A 16,670-nucleotide genomic window follows, 5' to 3' on the forward strand; every position below is an offset into this window, starting at 1 on the left:
CCTCTATACAGACCTGCTCCCATGAGCAACCGAGGCCGCCTCAACCCTCGAATGATCTTGCTCTTCCAGCGAAGACGCCTCTGGCGATCATGGTTGGGTGAGATTGATCGCGCGGTCGCCAACACTGATCTCGATGCTGAGCGTTCCACCAAGAGCAGAAGTGAGCTTGCACAAAATGGACAGCTTCGGGTCAGCTGACCGCTCAAGTCTCGACACTCCCCCCTGTGCGATACCGAGCTCACTACGCAGCTCCGCTAGCTGCAAGGCGAAAATTCTCGCCTCCACTTTCTGCCTGTACTCCTCCGCCCTGGCACTCCGCACCGGATCAGAATCAATAGCTGCAACGAGTTCATCAAAGCTCTTAGTCGTCATGAAATCAATACTTGGTCTCGAAGTTCATTGTCGAAGGCAAACGGTATGCGCATGATCCCCCCTCCACCACAGTTGAGAACATCTGAGCCTGACAGCTCAGACATCCATGTCCTGTTACAACCCACGAACGACAGTGGCCAGCACCCGGGCACGTGCTGTCTGGGTGCCCGATTAGGCCTTCATCGCCTCCCGTGAACCAACAAGGGCCGACAGTTCGGCAGCAACCCCCTCATCCGAAATGCTTGAAGACGCAAAATCGGGCTGTAACGCCAAATCACGCCCCCCTAGCTGCACCATTGACATTCCGTTTGACGATAGGAGACGCAGGGCGTCACCTACTGGGGTGGTGGCGGTCAAAGACCTCTCGCACTCTTGCGCCGGATCGGCCGCAACGGGCGACTCCACCCTGAGCCACGCCATCCTCATCCCCTCTCGACCGTCTGAAACGACCGTCACCAGCAGACCGATCCGATGGCCCCAGTCGAAGATCTTGACAACTGCCGGACCAAGAGGATCGGTGGGCAGCACCGGCACCGTGAGCGCATCTCCGGCACTACGCACCCACTGCGACAGCCCAGCAGGCATCTCGCTCAACGATGCCAACAAACCGATCCGCCGACGACAGGCGTTTTCGTCCACCTTCACAACTCCTCGATTGCGTAGTTCCAAACGTACCCGAGAGCCCACCGGTGAGCGCGTTCAATTGACGTGCGACAGTCCGATGGAACGACTTCTGTATCACGGACTCCCCAGACATGCACATGCACCCTGCGATGCGCCGTGTCCACCTTCAGCACTTCAATCCAGCTTTCAACACCAACTCGCCGCATTTGGAGAATTACGGCGAAGTCAACCAAACGGCGATTCGCAGTCCACAGCGTGCGCCGGTCCACCACCTGGAACTGATGAGAGGACTCTGGCAGCGCAAAGACCGTCGTCGGCCTACTGGCATCAAGGCGTTCCTCGACCGGGGGTAGAGGAGGGAGTTGCGTACCCCCCTCTGCTGACGACGAGCCTTTCACTACGCTCCCCCGCAATCAACGATGACCTGCGCCGCTGAGCCTTCCACAGCCGAAGGTTGCCCGACACCTATCTCAAACGACCGCAAAGCAGACAGCCTTCGCCCACCCAGCATCAATCGCATGAACTCAGACCTGAGCACCGATCCGCCGCTGCCTCCTCTGTTATTTTGATCTATATCATTATATACGATGATTTTTTATGTTGCACAATGCAAACTTGGGCAGCCATTTCTTCCCACCAGACTTCAGGCCCGTGTTCGCAGACCCAGACCACCTGATGTGCACAGCCCGATGCCTCTTTGGCTGGTCGAGTCCAAGCCCCAGTATCAGCTCGACATACAAACCGGTAGAAGTTGTCACCCCGTCCAGATACGATCCTTGTAGTTACAAGAAGGTCGTTTCGTCTGACCAGTCGAGCTCGAGGAGGTGGCATGATTCAACACGGCCCTATTGCTGGGATCGGCTCTTGCGGGCCAGTGTTCCTGTCGTGTCGCCAAGGCGACGAAAGGACGAAGGCAACGTCCTCAGCGCGGGGACTCCGAGAACCTGAAGCGCCCGCTTGGCGCGACCCCACCGACCTTTGCCAGTCAACCCCGATGGCACCAGGCACTACCACTATGCTGCTGCGTCGGCACCTAACGCACTTTCGCTAGGCCTCGGTTCGACTACCGAAGCCGCACAGCAGGGCCAGCACCTACCACCGCTGCTTCAGTCCACGCGCGTCCCGCAAAGCACCGATGTGGCACCGCACCGGAACCCATGGCTGCTTCGATTGCTGTCAGGCCACCAACCATCATGGCCAATTGGCCACAGTCACTGATGGAATCCTCCCTACCAATCTCGAAGACGAGCTGACCTCTTGTTCTGAAAGTCGTTCGTCACCGACGACCTCAAGAATCGCAATAGCGTAGCTAGGAGCAATAATGGCAAGACGAACCAGACCCTTTCCCCGTCGCAACCTTCAAGAAGCTGCCGCCGTACCGAGAGTCCTCAAGGAGTACAACGGCGGCAATGACTGGCCACCGGGCGAAGTTGCATCAGCCCTTGGAACTACAGCGAAGGCGCGCAAACTGCGTGATGTGACGGCAGCATCGCAGCACTACGGCTTCACGACAGGCACGAGCGATGCATCATCAATCTCTCTCACGGAACTTGGACGTGAGCTTGTTTATCCCGCAAGTGCTGATGCGGAACTTGCTGCATTCCACACAGCATTCCGAAATATAGAGTCCTTTGCGGGAGTCGTCGATCACTTCGCTGGCAGCGAATTACCCGAAGAACGCTATGTTGCCAACACGCTTGAAAGTCAGTTCAATATTGACCCTGATTGGCACGAAGAGTTCATTGAGATATTTGGTGCCAATTGCAAGCTCATTGGTATTGGAAGCAACTACAACCCAGGCACATACTCGCCAACTGCTCGTGGTCTTGGATCCCCGGACGATTCCCTACTCTCACCCACTCGTACCATCGTACAAGCCGAAGGCGCTCCAATATGTTTCGTGATTATGCCGTTCGTCGAAAGGGACGACCACCATGAATCTGGCTTCTTCGATGAAGTTCTGAAGAGCGTCCTTACGCCAGCCCTTGAGGCTGCTGGTTTCGAGGTTCGCACCTCGAAACGAACTGGATCAGATGTGATTCAAGCCACAATCCTCAAGGAACTCCTTGGTGCTGACCTCGTATTAGCCGACCTCACAGAACATAACCCCAATGTACTCTTCGAATTAGGCCTTCGCATCGCTGGGGAGAAGCCAATTGCTCTAGTGAAAGCGAAGGGAACAGGCCGAGTCTTTGACATCGACAACATGTTGCGGTGTGTAGAGTACAGTCCGAACCTCTGGCCCTCCACTATCGACAAGGATGTTCCTGCAATACAAGCGCACGTCATGGGTGCCTGGGAGAACCGGGATACTGACCCTAGCTTCTTCTCAATTCTGAGTTCGCAGTCCATCTAGCATTCTTAGCCACAAAGTAAGGCTCGGAGAGAATCAGCAATCCGACACATCGTAATCCTCTCTGCAACGGAACCGACTACACAGTATGCAGGTAGTCGCATTCATAGAAGCGATCGCAAAACCGTGAGGTGGGTGGCGGGGAATCACTCGGGGGCGGTCATGCGGGTAAGAACAGGACGGGCACGATCGGCAGCGTGGTTGAGGGAGGCGATTTTGTTGCAGACTTCGATTAGGTCACTTGTGAAGTCCCAGGTTATTGGCTGGATGTCGTCGAGGGGGGATGACTTGCGGCCGCCGGGGGTGGAGGATCGGGTTTTGATCCAGCGTGGGAGGGTTCGGTAACCGGATACCTGGTGTTTCCAGATATCGGAGGTCACGCCGGTAAACTCGCCGCCACCGAACCTGAGAGCGTTGTCATCTGAGTGATGGCAGCTGTCGGTGAAGTCGGGGAGCTTGGAGGGGTCCACAGCCACGGTGCATTGCACGCCCGATTTGTCCAGGTTGATGCCCTTGGCAATCTCCACTAAGCGCAGGCCGATGGCCACCAGAGCCTTGAAATCTTCGTGGGGGTCGGGAAAGGGGATGTGGGGCTTGAGAGTGTCGCCCATCGGGTCGGCCCACCGTTCTGGGTAGGCCTCGGTACCGAGCAGTCCCGCGCAGTAGTGCCAGACCTCTTCGCCCGAGACCCGCTGCCCGTGCTTCTCGGAAAGCCAGTTGACGGTGGCCTCGTCTGCATTGGCATCGGTAGCGTCTTTGTCTCGCCAGAGGGGAAAGACAGTGCCCGCACGCCCGTGGTGGCAATCCTTGTCTGGTATCTGCACGTAGAGAACCGCCGTTGGGCCATCGCCAGCGGCTTCAGTGAGCTTGGCCGTGACCAGGTACACCTGCCGTGAGCTGTGCCGTGCCCACAAGTCAGGACGCATCATGTCGTCTACACGATTGTCGGGTATCGCCCACCGGATGCTGAGGGGTCGGTGGGCGTACTCCACAGGTTGAGGACAAGGTGCGGTAGCCGACAGTTCCCTTATCGTGCGAGGACTGGGTCGAGGCGCCCATCCAAGTGTGGGCCGGAACCACCACACACGGCCGCTCCCCGGCCTCCAAGTCGTCGCCCAACACCGGACGCTCCACCAACCCGTCCGGCCCCAGCAGCAGCATCTGAACAGCCGCCCCCGCGTAGTGATGCCGCAGCTCCGGTCCGTCCAGGCGATGCATCGCCGAAAAGTCCCCCGGCCGAATCAAGAAATAGATCGCAGTGCTCTGCTCATCCCGCCAAACCTCCCGCCACATCCCCCCTTCCTCAGGCAACGGCACCAACCCCAACATCGCCACCACCTCAGCCCCAGACAACCCCGCCAAGTCCTCCCGCTGCCCCATCGCCACCGAACCCTAGCTTTCCCAAAACTCGAACAGGCCGCAGTTCTCCATGGGCGATAATGAGACTGTCCACTGGTGCTGTTCCAGTGGGAAGACGCAAGCCCCGGAGTGCCAGGCCGAGGATCTCGTCAGAGATCGACTAGGACGGGAGCCGGGGCTTCCGCATTCTTGGGAACGGTTGTTCAACCGCAGTCTGGATTCCTCAAAATTGTCACTGCCTAGAAGTAGGGTCGTGTCGTGGGTTCTAGACGCGACACAGAGGGCACTGAAGGTCGCCGGATGCCTCTTCCTGGGCATGAACCCGCTGCTACTTCGTCAATTCGACAACCAATTCCGCATACCCGACTAGATGTGGGGATTGATGCCCCGCTGAACGAACTGAATGGCCCCGTATTGGCGTGTGGCCCAGCGATCGAGGCCTTGGGATTACTCTCTGATGGGTGTGTGCAGACAGTGATCACGTCACCGCCGTATTGGTCGCTTCGGGATTACTCGGCCGAAGGTCAGATTGGCCGCGACGACGCACTGGGCGAATACGTCAAGAGCATTGTGATGGCGCTCGACCAAGTGCGACGGGTGCTGACTGATGACGGCACGGTGTGGCTGAACGTAGGTGACTCGTACACCTCTGGAAATCGTCGGTACCGGGCACCCGACCGCAAGAACCGAGATCGGGCTATGTCGGTGCGGCCTCCCACTCCCGAGGGTTTGAAGCCGAAGGACCTGATCGGCGTTCCGTGGCGGTTGGCGTTCGCTCTCCAGGATGCGGGGTGGTGGCTGCGTTCCGAAGTCATTTGGTACAAACCGAATGCCCACCCCGAGTCTGTCTCTGATCGCCCGACCAAGTCTCACGAGACGGTGTTCCTGCTGTCCAAAAACCAGGATTACTACTACGACACAGCCGCGGTGAAGGGCCCCAACGGCTGCCGGTTGCGAACCATGTGGGACATCATCAGGGACCACCCTCATCGCCGCCCAAGAACTCGGCCGCAACTGGGCAGGAATCGATCTCAACCCCATGTATGTCGACCCCATGGAGCGACGAGTCGCCTGAGAAGCCGGATGGCGGCCCAACCGGGTCTCACCCGCCCGACCCCTGCACAGGTATTAGAGCTAGGGCTCTAGGACGACTTTGATGGCGCCGGAGGCGCGGTTGGCGGCGGTGGCGAAGGCTTCGGCGGGGGCGTCTAGGGGGAAGCGGTGGGTGATTATGGCGTCGGGGAGCTTGGGGAGTTGGGCCAGCGCGGCGGCGGCGACATCCATGTCGCGGGTGGGGCCGTGGCGGCCGTACATGGAGGAGGGCACCAGGGTGATCTCCTTCATGCTGATTTCTATGCCGGGCAACTCCACAGGGTCCCAGTAGCTGCCCAGGATGACGATCTTGCCGCCGGGGCGGCACTTCTTGACCGCATCGGCCAGGGCTGAGGAGGTGCCGGCGGCCTCCACCACGATGTCGTAGGGCTGCTCGGTCAGCGGGGCGGCCCCCAAGCGCTCAGCGGCTTCCTTCTGGGCATCGTGGCGGGCCGAGATAGCGACCTCGCACCCGGCCAGGCCGGCCACGGCCAATGCGGTCTGGCCCACGGCCCCGCCGCCGATCACCGCCACCCGCATGTCGCCCCGCAGTCCGGCCAGGCGGAAGCCGTGTACCGCGATGCCCAGGGGCTCCACCAGGCAGGCGTCCCGGGGGTCGGCCCCGGAGGGTAGAGGCACAATGGCCTCGGGCCACATGAGCACCTCGTCGGCCATTCCTCCGTCGCGGGAGATGCCGGCAATGTCACCCAGGGTGGCCGGACAGCGGTTGTAGTCGCCGGCCAGGCACAGCTCGCAGGTGCCGCAGCCGTGGATAGGCTCGATGGCCACCGGTCGCCCGTCGTCCAGCCAGCCAGCAAATTCGTGGCCGATGGTGAACGTGTTGAGCATTCCCAAAGGGAGCATGTGCAGATCGGACCCGCACACCCCCGCCGATGCCATCTTGATGCGCACGCCCTCGCCCTCGGGAGGGGCCACCTCCACCGTGGCGGGCTGGCCATCGACGCATCGAACTGCTCTCATGGCTTCATTCTTTCACCGGACGGGCTCGCGCTTGGGCTCACAAGCCCTTCGGACGGGTGCCGATAACGCCGTCGGCTTCCAGTTGGGCAATCTCATTGGCTGACACGCCTAGCTCGGCCAATATCTCGTGGTTGTGCTGGCCCAGGGTGGGCGACGGTGAGGTGATCCAGCGGTCCACCGAGGCGAACCGATAGGGCATTCCCGGCATGGGGTTGGTGCCCACTGCCGGATGCTCCACCATCTCGAACAGCCCCCGATGGGCAAGCTGGGGGTTCTCGTGCTGGATCCGAGGATCCCAGGCTGGGGCGGCAGGCACGCCAGCGGCCACTAGCCGGGCCACAATGTCGTCGAGGTCTTGCTCAGCAGCCCAGGCATACAGCCCCTCGTCGATGGCGTCGTGGCCCGCCCGGCGACCGGCGTCGGTGGCATATTCGGGTCGGTCGGCCCACTCGGGAGACCCGAGCACCTCCACCAGCGCCCGCCATTGCTGATCTGTAGCCACGGCCAGCGCCAGCCATTGCTCGTAGCCCTGGCAGGGATACAGGCCCTGAGGTGCGGCGTAGGGACTCCGGTTGCCAGCCCGCTCCATCACGTTGCCGTAGGCGGTGTACTCCACGATCTGCTCGGCCGAGCAGTTGAGCGCGGCCTCCACCATGGTGGACTCCACGAACACCCCCCGCCCGGTGCGCTCCCGTACGGCCAAGCCCAAGATCGCGGCATAGGCGCCGTGCATCCCGGCGATGGGGTCGCACGGGCCTCGCATGATGCGGGGCTGGTCGTAGGGGTGGCCGGTGACCCAGGCCATGCCGGTGAGCTGCTCCATGGTCTGGGCGAACCCCACCCGCTCCCGCCACGGCCCGCTCAAACCGAACGCGGGCATCCGGGTGAACACCGCCTGGGGGTTGCGGGCCGAGACGGCCTCCCAGCTCAGGCCCCACTTCTCCACCACCCGGGGGGAGAAGTTCTCGATCACCACGTCGGCGCTCTCGATGAGCCGCCACAGGAGATCCATGCCCGCCTCGGTGTCCAAGTCGAGGGTCAAGTCCCGCTTGTTGTGGTTGATGGCCACGAACATCGAGCTCCACTCCCACCAGTCCTCGGTGCCGAACATGAACCCGGTCATCCGCATGCCGTCGGGATGGCCGGTGGACTCGATGTGGAGCACATCGGCCCCCAGCATGGCCAGCGTGCCAGTGGCCGACGGCCCGGCCCACCAGCTGGTGAGGTCCAACACCCTGACGCCAGCTAGCGGTAGATCAGGAGAGCTGTCGGAATCGGCCTCGAGAGACGACACCACGGGCCGCGGGCGGGCTTCCACCGTGCCGGTGTGCTCGCCCAGCGCGGGAGCGGGCGTCGCCGGCCGTCGCTCGCCGCCGTCGTCCATCAGGTAGGGCGGCCGGGGCTGAAGGAACCCGCCGGGGTTGCGCACGAACACCCCCCGGGCAGCGAACTGCTCGTTGTCGAGCACGCTGCGACCGTCGTTGACCTCGGCCACCGGCACCCGCAGATCAGACGCCGCCTTGATGATCTCGGCCACGGTGTGGCGAGAGGTCCACGGGTGGACCATGGCATTCCACTCGTCCAGGCGGCCGGCCCGCTCCCCGATCTGGCTCCACTCGGTGTCAATCAGGTCGGGGCGCTCGATCATCAGCACGAAGCCCTGGTATTGCAGAGCCGTGTTGGTGTTGAACCCCACCCAGCCGTCGAGGGCAGGCTCGATGGAGGGCGCCTCCACCGACCGCGCCACCCGGTCGAAGTCGTGGCCGCCGCCCCGCATGGAGTGGGCCAGGTCGCTGAACGTGGTGGCGGCGATGCCCATCACGTCGGCCACCGCCAAGTCGATGTGCTCGCCGCGCCCGGTTCGCCGGGCCCGCAGGAGCGCGGAGAGCACCGCAGGTCCGGCGTAGGCCCCGGCGGTCCACTCGGCAATGCCCCCTCCCGCGTGGATCGGGGGCTGGTCGGGTCGCCCCCGGCAGGCGATGGCCCCGCACTGGGCCTGCACGGTGTACTCGGTGGAAGGGTGGGACACCAGCGGACCGTCCTGTCCGTAGGGCGTCACCGACAGCACCACCAAGTGAGAGTGCTGGTCGGCCCAGGCCCGGCCCAATCCCGATCCAGCCGGGAATGACTCCACCACCACATCGGCCGTGGCCACCAGCTCCTCGATCTCGGAATCGCCCGGCTGGCCGACAACACCCCGCTTGGAGGCGTTGAGCAACTGGAACAGCGCGCTGTCGCCCTCGAACTCGGCCCGGGTGGCCGACCAGCGGCGCATCGGGTCGCCGTCGGGCCCCTCCACCTTGATCACGTCTGCCCCAGCGTCAGCCAACAGCTTGGTGACATAGGGGCCGGGCACCCCGGTGGAGAAGTCCAACACCCGGATGCCGGCCAGTATCGAGGCCTGCATGTGGACGCCTTCGCCCACGCTGGCCCCGTCGGCCCGCTGAGCGTCCTGGTTGGGCCCTGCCGTCATTGCAGTCTCACTGTTTCCCAGTCGGTTCGCACCCCGGTATCTTGTCGCATTGGGAAGTCCCGTACACTGGCCGACACTCGGCAAACGATCGCAGCAAAGGAAAGCACTGTGAAGCTCACCGAAGTCAACCTGCTCGACCCCGACCGATTTGTGCGCCTAGAGCACCACGAGATGTTCAAGGTGCTGCGGGAGCAGTGCCCCGTCTTCTTGCACCAAGACCCCAACGGACCGGCGTTCTGGAACATTGTCAAACACGATGATCTGGTGGAGGTGAACCGCGACACCGAGCGCTTCTCCTCTGAGATCGGCGGCACCTCCATCCCCGATCCCGGCACCCGGGACAACGGCGGACCGGACTCCCGGGGGGTGATGATGCTCACCACCGATCCTCCCAAGCACACCCGCTACCGGCGGCTGGTGAACAAGGGCTTCACCCCCCGCATGATCGGGTTGATCGAGCAATACCTGCGCCACCGGGCCATCTTGATCGTCGACAACGTGATCGAGAAGGGCGAGGCCGACTTCGTGGTCGACCTCGCCTCGGAGCTACCGCTCCAGGCCATTGCCGAGATCATGGGCGTGCCCCAAGAAGACCGCATGATGCTGTTCGACTGGTCCAACCGCTTGATCGGCGTCGACGACCCCGAGTATGCCGACGGTGCCGAAGACGGCGTCGTGGCCGGCGCGGAGCTGTACGCCTACACCAACCAGCTGGCCAAAGACCGGGCGGAAAACCCCCGCGACGACATCGTCACCAAGCTCATCAACGCCGAGATCGACGGTGACCGGCTGACCGAGCTGGAGTTCGACATGTTCATGCTGCTGCTCACTGTGGCCGGCAACGAGACCACCCGCAACGCCACCGCCCAAGGGATGCTGGCGCTGATGGACCACCCCGAGCAGTTCGAAATCATGAAGGGCTCCCCCGACGGGGTGACCGACACCCATATCGACGAGCTCCTGCGGTGGTCAACCCCGGTGCTGCACTTCCGCCGCACCGCCACCGAGGATACCGAGATCAGGGGCCAGCACATTGACGAGGGCGACAAGATCGTCATCTGGCACATCTCGGCCAACCGGGACGAAGATGTGTTCGAAGACCCGTTTACCTTCGATGTGAACCGCACCCCCAACGAGCAGATCGCCTTCGGCGGCGGCGGGGCCCACTACTGCCTGGGCGCCAACCTGGCCAAAATGGAGCTGCGCCTCATCTTCCAGGAGATCATCGAGCGCATGCCCGACATGCACCGAGTGGGCGAGCCCGAGTGGCTCCGCTCCAACTTCATCGGCGGCATCAAGCATCTCCCCGTCGCCTGGACCCCCGGCAAAAAAGTCAACCCCGGCCCCGCCCCCGACCAAAACCTCTCAACCCTGGTGTAGCTTGGTCGACTTCGCAGTCGCCTGTCACCAATCAGACAGCCTCGAAGGAACCGCTTCGTGAGGGTGTAGGTACCAGTCAGGTGGTTGTTGCGAGTGGCGTTGGCCGTTAAGGTTTAGCCAACCACTCGAGGACGTGGATCAGTCCTCCTCCAATTTCAATGGAAAGCTGAGGAGGCGAGCTATGCCCGCTAGTGGACCGATCAAAGAGGGCCAGCGCTTGGCGCTTTTGAACCGCCTGTGCGAGGTACTGGGAGAGGAGGAGGCAAACACCTTGATGGACAGCCTGCCTCCCATCTACTGGGAACAACTCGCCACCAAAGGCGACCTTGCGGCCAGCGAACAGCGGCTCGGCAACGAGATGCGCTCCGAGTTCGCCAAGGTCTACGGCGAGTTGCACAGGCTTCGCACGGAGACCGCAGCCGAGTTCAAGAGCCTTCGCACCGAGACCGCAGCGGAATTCAAGAGCGTGCGGAGTGAAATGGCCCTCCAGTTCGCGAGGCAGACCCGCACCATGGTGTTCACCATGTTGGGGTTGGCCGTACCGATCTTGGGCGCCATCCTGGCCGTGGGCCTATCGTGAATCCGCAGTTGCCCTAAGGCCGCACTGCCGAACCCTGACGGCCTCTAGGCGATTGTTCGCCAACGTGGACTCTGTCTCATGCAGCTCCTACAAGTGCAGCCTCAAGCACCATTTGCCGCCGGTCAATCCCCCGGCAGTCGACTCCACATCACGACATCGGGTTGGTCGTCTTTGACCGGCTCCCAAGCCCGCAGCACTCCCTCACGCTGAAAGCCGCAACGCTCGGCTACCCGTTGGGACGCGGGATTGTCGACATGGGTCACCAGATGAACCCGGGCCAGGCCGTGCTCGGAGAATGCCCAGTCGGTGATCAGATTGAGGGCTTCGGAGGCGATTCCTTGGCCCCGATGCTGCCTGTCGAGCCAATAGAACGCCTCCCCACGCCGGAATTGGGGCTCTAGCAGGATGCCCATCTGACCGATGCACCGATCCGACGGAGGCAAAGTGATCGCGAATGCGAAGAGACCCTGTTCCCTCCGTGCCAGCCGCTGCTCAATCCACTCTCGAGCCTGCGCTTCAGACATCGCCTCCGGCATCATCGTGAATCGGGGAATCTCCGGGTCCTGGCACGACTCAGCGATGTCGACCGCGTCCTCGACTCGAAACGATCGCAACAACACGCGCTCCCCGGCAATCGTCGTGAACGGAACAGCCACAACCCCCAGTCTCTCAGAGCCCCGAGCCTGCGAATCCCTCAATTTGCAAGGCGGTTTTGCCCACATCGGGACAGCCTTGGGGCGGTATCGGTTAGTTCGGGCGGTAGACGTGTCGGCGGTGCTGGACTCGGTGGATCACAACTGCCATTTCGTCCTCCAGGATCTCGTAGACGATGCGGTAGTCGCCGCGGCGAGCGGATCGCAGGCCCTCAAGTTCGTCCATCAGCGGTTTGCCGACCCTCTGTGGATTCTCAGCCATCGGGCCAAAGATGGTGGCGAGGGCGGCATCTCGAACTTTGCTGGGCAAGCGGTTGAGGTGCCGCAGGCCCGAGGGCGTGATCTTGACCTCGTACACGGGGCCGCTTCAGATGTGATCGCGCAATCGCAGTAGTTTTTCCTCAGCGGCTTCTTGAAGCGACTCGCGGAGTGACTCGACCAGTTCGGAGTCGCTCAAGATATCCAGAGTCTCCTCTATGGACTCAAGTTCGTCGGGACTCATAAGGACAAAAGAGGGCCGGCCGTTGCGGGTTACCAAGATGCGGTCGCGTTGAGTTTCCACCCGGTCGGCCAGTTCGGAGAGATGGGCTTTGACCTCTGAGAAAGGGATCGTGTCTGCCATTGGTGCGAGCATAGGTCAATATTTTGACCTGTCAACGCCACTTGCCCGCGGATTTCAGTGTGGAGATAGACATCCCACGAACTACCAACACCACAAGGCCAAATGGACATTTGAGTATCTGTCGCAACTATCGGGAGGCGTCGATGCAAGTCGCCGGGCCCTCCCACGACAGCATGTGCTGGTCCAAGGTGAGCAGGGGGCACTCCTGGACTAGCGCGGTGGCCAAAATGAATCGGTCTGCGGTATCCCCGGTGGACAGGCCCATCTCCCCCAATCGGGCGGCCTGTTCTGCTTCCATCGACCCGATGGGCAGATCCCTGACCCCGGCGGCAACCATTCGCATCCGAAGAAGGGCCACGTTGAGCTCCACCACCAAGCGCCGCTTGGCCTGCAACAGGGCCAGCTCCCAGTAGGTGATCGCGCTGACCGCCGCCTCACCCCGCCGGGTGGCTTGGTCTACCCGCCCGATGGCTTCGTTCCCGAGCTTGCCGTCAGCCACTCCCCAGCAGAACCGGAGCACGACATTGGTGTCCAGCAGCAGCATCAGCCGTCTTGGTCGGAAGAGCCGATGACGAGATGGGGTTCTTGCCTGTCCCAGCTCAAGAGAACCTCCTCGGCAATCTCCTCATGGCCTGCCCACACGGATTCCTTGTCGAAGTCGAATCCCTCGGGCAGTTCGATGATGTCCCGGCAAAAGCCAAAGAGCGACCCGGTGAACTCCTCGCGAGGAGAACGAGGAGGCCGGACCTCAGCTACTGGCCGACCGTTCTTGGTTATGACGATCTCCTGCCCATCGCACACCGCATCCAAAAGCGGCCCGCAATTGGCTCGGAACTCGCTCACCGAGACAGTCGCAGAAGGCGGGTGACCGCCGGGAAGTGCCATCCCGCCCAGGCTAACGGCCAGAGCTGGTTTTGTACAAGCATGTACAATATCTCGCCGACCCCACAAAACCCTCAGTTTCCTGGACTGTCGGGCTATACCATCCTCCTGCCTGAAGGAGAGCCTGTATGACCGCCAAGCCCGACCCACTCACTGTTCCGTTCGGGACGGTTTTCTGCGACTGGATGACGACGGCGCGGGCCGAGGGCGGGCCCCTTGCCTATGGCGGGGCTCCGGAGCCATTCGGCGATCTGCGCTTGAGCCCGGCGGCTCACGTGCTGCACTACGGGAGCTCGGTGTTCGAGGGATTGAAGGCGCATCGCCAGGTTGACGGGTCGGTGGCCATCTTCCGGCTGGACAGCCACGTGACCCGCATGGTCACCAGCGCCGCCTGCCTGCGGCTGCCCGAGATCGATCCCAGCCTGCTGCGGCAAATGACCATCGATGCAGTTGCGGCCAATGCCCACGAGGTCCCCCACCCGCCGGGATCGCTCTATATCCGCCCGACGCTGGTGGGCACCGGGGCCGACATCGGAGCCGCCGCCCATCCGGCCCCCTCCGCCCTGTTGTTCGTGGTCAACTCCCCGGTGGGCGACTACTTCAAAGGGGGCATCCGGCCCCTCACGCTTCAAGTGGAATCATCGACGCCGCGCACCGTTCCCCAGTTCGGCATGGTGAAGTGCGCCGCCAACTACGCCATGGCCCTGGGCGCCACGCTGGACGCGATGGCCGCCAACGAGGCGGTCGACCAAGTGCTGTTCGCCAGCGACGGCGACATCACCGAAACCGGCGCCTCCAACTTCTTCCTGGCCGACGACGAGCGCATCGTCACCCGGCACCTCGACGAATCGTTTCTGCACGGCGTGACCCGGGACTCGGTGATCCAGCTCGCCCGCCACCTCGGCTACGACGTGGAAGAACGCGCCATCGACCCCGAAGAACTCAGCGACTGGGTCGAGCGGGGCGAGGCCTTTTTGTCCGGCACAGCCGCCGGCGTCGCCCCCGTTGGCACCATCCTCTACTCGGGCAAGACCCTCACCATCGGCGACGGCCAGCCCGGCCCCAGCACCCTGCGCCTGCGCCAAGCGCTCACCGACATCCAAACCGGCGCCGCCCCCGACCCCTTCAACTGGCGCACCCCGGTGGCAGGCACCTAGAAGGCAACCGCCATCGTGAATACGACACCCGGCTAGCCACTACAGTCATTGTCGCATCACGCTATAGAGAGATGGCCGACCAGGGATTGCTGCTATGACCGCCGTGCCAACCGAATCGGAAGCCACAACCGGCGCCTTCACCAAGCCGCCCCCTGCCACTGAGGCGGACCCTCACAATCCGCTTCACAACGCCTTTTGGCGGCGGGATCGCCGGGTGTTGGACGAGGAACTGAAGCAGGTGTGCTCCCGGCCGCTCACGTTCTATCCCGGGTTCGAGTTCACGGGTGATCTGGAGAGCGTGGAGACGCCGGGGGCATGGTTTATCACCCGGCATTCGACCATCTTAGAGGTGTCGCGCAACCCCCAGATCTACTCCTCGTCGTCGGGCGTCACCATCAACGACTTCCCACCGGAGTTCAACGAGTACTTCAACTCGATCATCGCCATGGACGACCCCCGCCACGCCCGGCTGCGAAAGATCGTGTCGGCGGGCTTCACCCCGCGGATGCTGGCCCGGCTGGAAGACTCGGTGCAAGACCAGGCCCGGCTGATCGTGGACGAGGTGTGCGAGCGGGGCGAATGCGATTTCGTCACCGACGTCGCCGCCCGGCTGCCGCTTCGCATCGTGTGCGACCTGATGGGGATTCCCGCATCCGAACACGATTTCGTGTTCGACCAGACCAACGTGATCTTGGGGGCGGCCGACGACGAGTACGTCCCCGAGTTCGGCGATTTCCTCACCGCCATTCTCATGGCCGGCGAGGCCCTGTCGAAGCTGATGGACGAGGTGGCGGAATCGAAGGTTGGCGTGGACACCGGCGATCTGACCAGCGTGTTGGTCAACGCCGAGGTGGACGGCGAGCGGCTCACCCGCACCGAACTGGCCAGCTTCTTCATCTTGTTGGTGGTGGCCGGCAATGAGACCACCCGCAACGCCATCAGCTGGGGCCTGGTGTATCTCACCGACCACCCCGACCAGCGCAAGATCTGGACCGACGACTTCGAAGGCGTGGCCCACGGCGCGGTGGAGGAGATCGTTCGCCTGGCCAGCCCGGTCACCTACATGCGCCGAACGGCGCTGAGCGACACCGAACTGGAGGGCCAGAAGATCGACGAGGGCGACATGGTGGTCATGAACTACCTGTGCGCCAACCGGGACGAGTCGGTGTTCGACGACCCGCTGACCTTCAACGTGCTACGCGACCCGAACCCCCACATCGGTTACGGCGGACCCGGACCCCACTTCTGCTTGGGCGCGCATCTGGCCCGCCGGGAGATCAAAGTCATGTTCCGCGAGCTGTTCGACCGCATCGGCGACATCCGGGCCACCGGCGAGCCCGACCCGCTCTCGTCGGCGTTCATCCACGGCATCAAGCACCTGCCCGCTGAGTTCACCCCCGCTGGGCGAGCTGATTGAGGGTCTCGCGGTCGAGGTGGCGGAAGACGCCCTCGGCCACTGCGGTCACTTGGCCGTCTTGGAGCGCGTGGCCCTTGACCTCGGTGATGGTGCCGTCGAAGGTCTCCACCCACCCCTCGAAAATCGTCTCCACATCGAGCAGGGTGGGGCGCCGGTAGCGCACCGACAGCATCATGGTGGGGCCGCTGGCATTGCGAGTGGAGCAGGCGCTGGTGAACACCATGTCGAAGGCCGCGGCGATGGCCGCCCCGTGGACACAGCCGGGCGGACCCTCGTACACGGTGGTGAACACCGCCCGGCCCCGGGTCTTGGGCGGGTCGGAGTCCATGTGTACCACCATCTCCACCGGCACGGCGGCGGGATTGCATATGCCGGTCACGTAGTCGAACGGCGCTCGCAGGTGGGTGATGGGCGGGCCTTCCATCTCATGTCCCCCCGGGCCGAACCGGGGCGGGGGCTCGGCGGGCACATGGGCCTCGATGCGGTCGGCCAGGGCGTTGGCCTCGTCGGCCAGCGCAGCGGTATCGGCGGGCGAGGCGGTGTTGGTGACGGTGGCGGCCACCAGCCGGCGCACCGCGTCGGCCAGCGCCCGCAGCTCCCGCTCCCGGCCGGCCACCGCCGGATGATCGATGGCCTGGAACGGGCCGTCTGGCTGATTGATATGGGCCACGACGGCAACGGTATGTTTTGGGCACCATCACAGCGCAACCAGGCGCCAAAGAACC

18 protein-coding genes are annotated in these 16,670 nt (G+C 63.0%); 6 read left to right on the forward strand and 12 right to left on the reverse strand.

What is annotated here, in order from left to right:
* Window positions 1-87 precede the first annotated feature (87 nt).
* Window positions 88-372 carry a hypothetical protein gene (locus tag ACOGI7_RS09795; protein ID WP_419848575.1) on the reverse strand — a complete coding sequence of 95 codons (285 nt, stop codon included), beginning with the start codon at window positions 370-372 and terminating at the stop codon, window positions 88-90.
* A gap of 171 nt (window positions 373-543) precedes the next feature.
* Window positions 544-1,011: a hypothetical protein gene (locus ACOGI7_RS09800; RefSeq protein ID WP_419848576.1), complete on the reverse strand. Its 468-nt coding sequence runs from the start codon at window positions 1,009-1,011 to the stop codon at window positions 544-546.
* A gap of 1,306 nt (window positions 1,012-2,317) precedes the next feature.
* Here ACOGI7_RS09800 and ACOGI7_RS09805 point away from each other — a divergent pair.
* A complete protein-coding gene (locus ACOGI7_RS09805) occupies window positions 2,318-3,352 on the forward strand; it encodes a hypothetical protein (protein ID WP_419848577.1) in 1,035 nt (344 codons plus the stop codon).
* A gap of 143 nt (window positions 3,353-3,495) precedes the next feature.
* Here the strand turns inward: ACOGI7_RS09805 and ACOGI7_RS09810 are convergent, their stop codons facing one another.
* Window positions 3,496-4,341 (reverse strand): type ISP restriction/modification enzyme, encoded by an 846-nt coding sequence (locus ACOGI7_RS09810; RefSeq protein ID WP_419848578.1) that lies wholly within the window; start codon window positions 4,339-4,341, stop codon window positions 3,496-3,498.
* Entirely contained in the window at window positions 4,265-4,729 is a 465-nt protein-coding gene (locus tag ACOGI7_RS09815) for a cupin domain-containing protein (RefSeq protein ID WP_419851494.1), read from the reverse strand. The genes ACOGI7_RS09810 and ACOGI7_RS09815 overlap by 77 nt, the downstream gene beginning before the upstream one ends.
* Before the next feature lie 444 nt (window positions 4,730-5,173).
* Here ACOGI7_RS09815 and ACOGI7_RS09820 point away from each other — a divergent pair, with 444 nt between their 5' ends.
* Window positions 5,174-5,854, forward strand: a complete 681-nt coding sequence (locus tag ACOGI7_RS09820; protein WP_419848579.1) for a DNA-methyltransferase — start codon at window positions 5,174-5,176, stop codon at window positions 5,852-5,854.
* On the opposite strand, the gene ACOGI7_RS09825 is transcribed toward ACOGI7_RS09820, so the two are convergent.
* A complete protein-coding gene (locus tag ACOGI7_RS09825; protein ID WP_419848580.1) occupies window positions 5,843-6,781 on the reverse strand; it encodes a zinc-dependent alcohol dehydrogenase in 939 nt (312 codons plus the stop codon). The two genes, ACOGI7_RS09820 and ACOGI7_RS09825, sit on opposite strands and share 12 nt — an antisense overlap.
* Before the next feature lie 37 nt (window positions 6,782-6,818).
* Window positions 6,819-9,254, reverse strand: coding sequence for a CaiB/BaiF CoA transferase family protein (locus tag ACOGI7_RS09830; RefSeq protein WP_419848581.1), 2,436 nt, complete (start codon window positions 9,252-9,254; stop codon window positions 6,819-6,821).
* 108 nt (window positions 9,255-9,362) lie between these two features.
* On the opposite strand from ACOGI7_RS09830, the gene ACOGI7_RS09835 reads away from it, so the two are divergent.
* Entirely contained in the window at window positions 9,363-10,634 is a 1,272-nt protein-coding gene (locus tag ACOGI7_RS09835) for a cytochrome P450 (RefSeq protein ID WP_419848582.1), read from the forward strand.
* A gap of 181 nt (window positions 10,635-10,815) precedes the next feature.
* Window positions 10,816-11,214 (forward strand): hypothetical protein, encoded by a 399-nt coding sequence (locus tag ACOGI7_RS09840; protein WP_419848583.1) that lies wholly within the window; start codon window positions 10,816-10,818, stop codon window positions 11,212-11,214.
* Between the two features lie 122 nt (window positions 11,215-11,336).
* Here the strand turns inward: ACOGI7_RS09840 and ACOGI7_RS09845 are convergent, their stop codons facing one another.
* The 5 genes from ACOGI7_RS09845 to ACOGI7_RS09865 all read right to left on the reverse strand — a co-directional run bounded on the left by ACOGI7_RS09845 (window position 11,337) and on the right by ACOGI7_RS09865 (window position 13,374).
* Window positions 11,337-11,870 carry a GNAT family N-acetyltransferase gene (locus ACOGI7_RS09845; protein WP_419848584.1) on the reverse strand — a complete coding sequence of 178 codons (534 nt, stop codon included), beginning with the start codon at window positions 11,868-11,870 and terminating at the stop codon, window positions 11,337-11,339.
* 91 nt (window positions 11,871-11,961) lie between these two features.
* Window positions 11,962-12,225, reverse strand: coding sequence for a type II toxin-antitoxin system RelE family toxin (locus ACOGI7_RS09850; RefSeq protein WP_419848585.1), 264 nt, complete (start codon window positions 12,223-12,225; stop codon window positions 11,962-11,964).
* A gap of 9 nt (window positions 12,226-12,234) precedes the next feature.
* On the reverse strand, window positions 12,235-12,489 hold the full coding sequence (locus tag ACOGI7_RS09855; protein WP_419848586.1) for a type II toxin-antitoxin system Phd/YefM family antitoxin: 255 nt from the start codon (window positions 12,487-12,489) through the stop codon (window positions 12,235-12,237).
* Between the two features lie 127 nt (window positions 12,490-12,616).
* Window positions 12,617-13,033, reverse strand: coding sequence for a PIN domain-containing protein (locus ACOGI7_RS09860; RefSeq protein WP_419848587.1), 417 nt, complete (start codon window positions 13,031-13,033; stop codon window positions 12,617-12,619).
* Window positions 13,033-13,374, reverse strand: a complete 342-nt coding sequence (locus tag ACOGI7_RS09865; protein ID WP_419848588.1) for a type II toxin-antitoxin system Phd/YefM family antitoxin — start codon at window positions 13,372-13,374, stop codon at window positions 13,033-13,035. Before ACOGI7_RS09865 ends, ACOGI7_RS09860 begins: the two co-directional genes overlap by 1 nt.
* 125 nt (window positions 13,375-13,499) lie before the next feature.
* Here ACOGI7_RS09865 and ilvE point away from each other — a divergent pair, with 125 nt between their 5' ends.
* Together ilvE and ACOGI7_RS09875 are read left to right on the forward strand one after the other, a co-directional pair.
* A complete protein-coding gene (gene ilvE, locus ACOGI7_RS09870) occupies window positions 13,500-14,528 on the forward strand; it encodes a branched-chain-amino-acid transaminase (RefSeq protein ID WP_419848589.1) in 1,029 nt (342 codons plus the stop codon).
* A gap of 94 nt (window positions 14,529-14,622) precedes the next feature.
* Complete coding sequence (locus ACOGI7_RS09875) at window positions 14,623-15,945, forward strand: cytochrome P450 (protein ID WP_419848590.1); 1,323 nt, start codon at window positions 14,623-14,625, stop codon at window positions 15,943-15,945.
* On the opposite strand, the gene ACOGI7_RS09880 is transcribed toward ACOGI7_RS09875, so the two are convergent.
* Window positions 15,920-16,615 carry a hotdog domain-containing protein gene (locus tag ACOGI7_RS09880; protein WP_419848591.1) on the reverse strand — a complete coding sequence of 232 codons (696 nt, stop codon included), beginning with the start codon at window positions 16,613-16,615 and terminating at the stop codon, window positions 15,920-15,922. The two genes, ACOGI7_RS09875 and ACOGI7_RS09880, sit on opposite strands and share 26 nt — an antisense overlap.
* Window positions 16,616-16,670: the final 55 nt, after the last annotated feature.

This window comes from Candidatus Poriferisocius sp., assembly GCF_965204145.1.
In the GTDB taxonomy this organism is placed as follows: domain Bacteria; phylum Actinomycetota; class Acidimicrobiia; order Acidimicrobiales; family Bin134; genus Poriferisocius.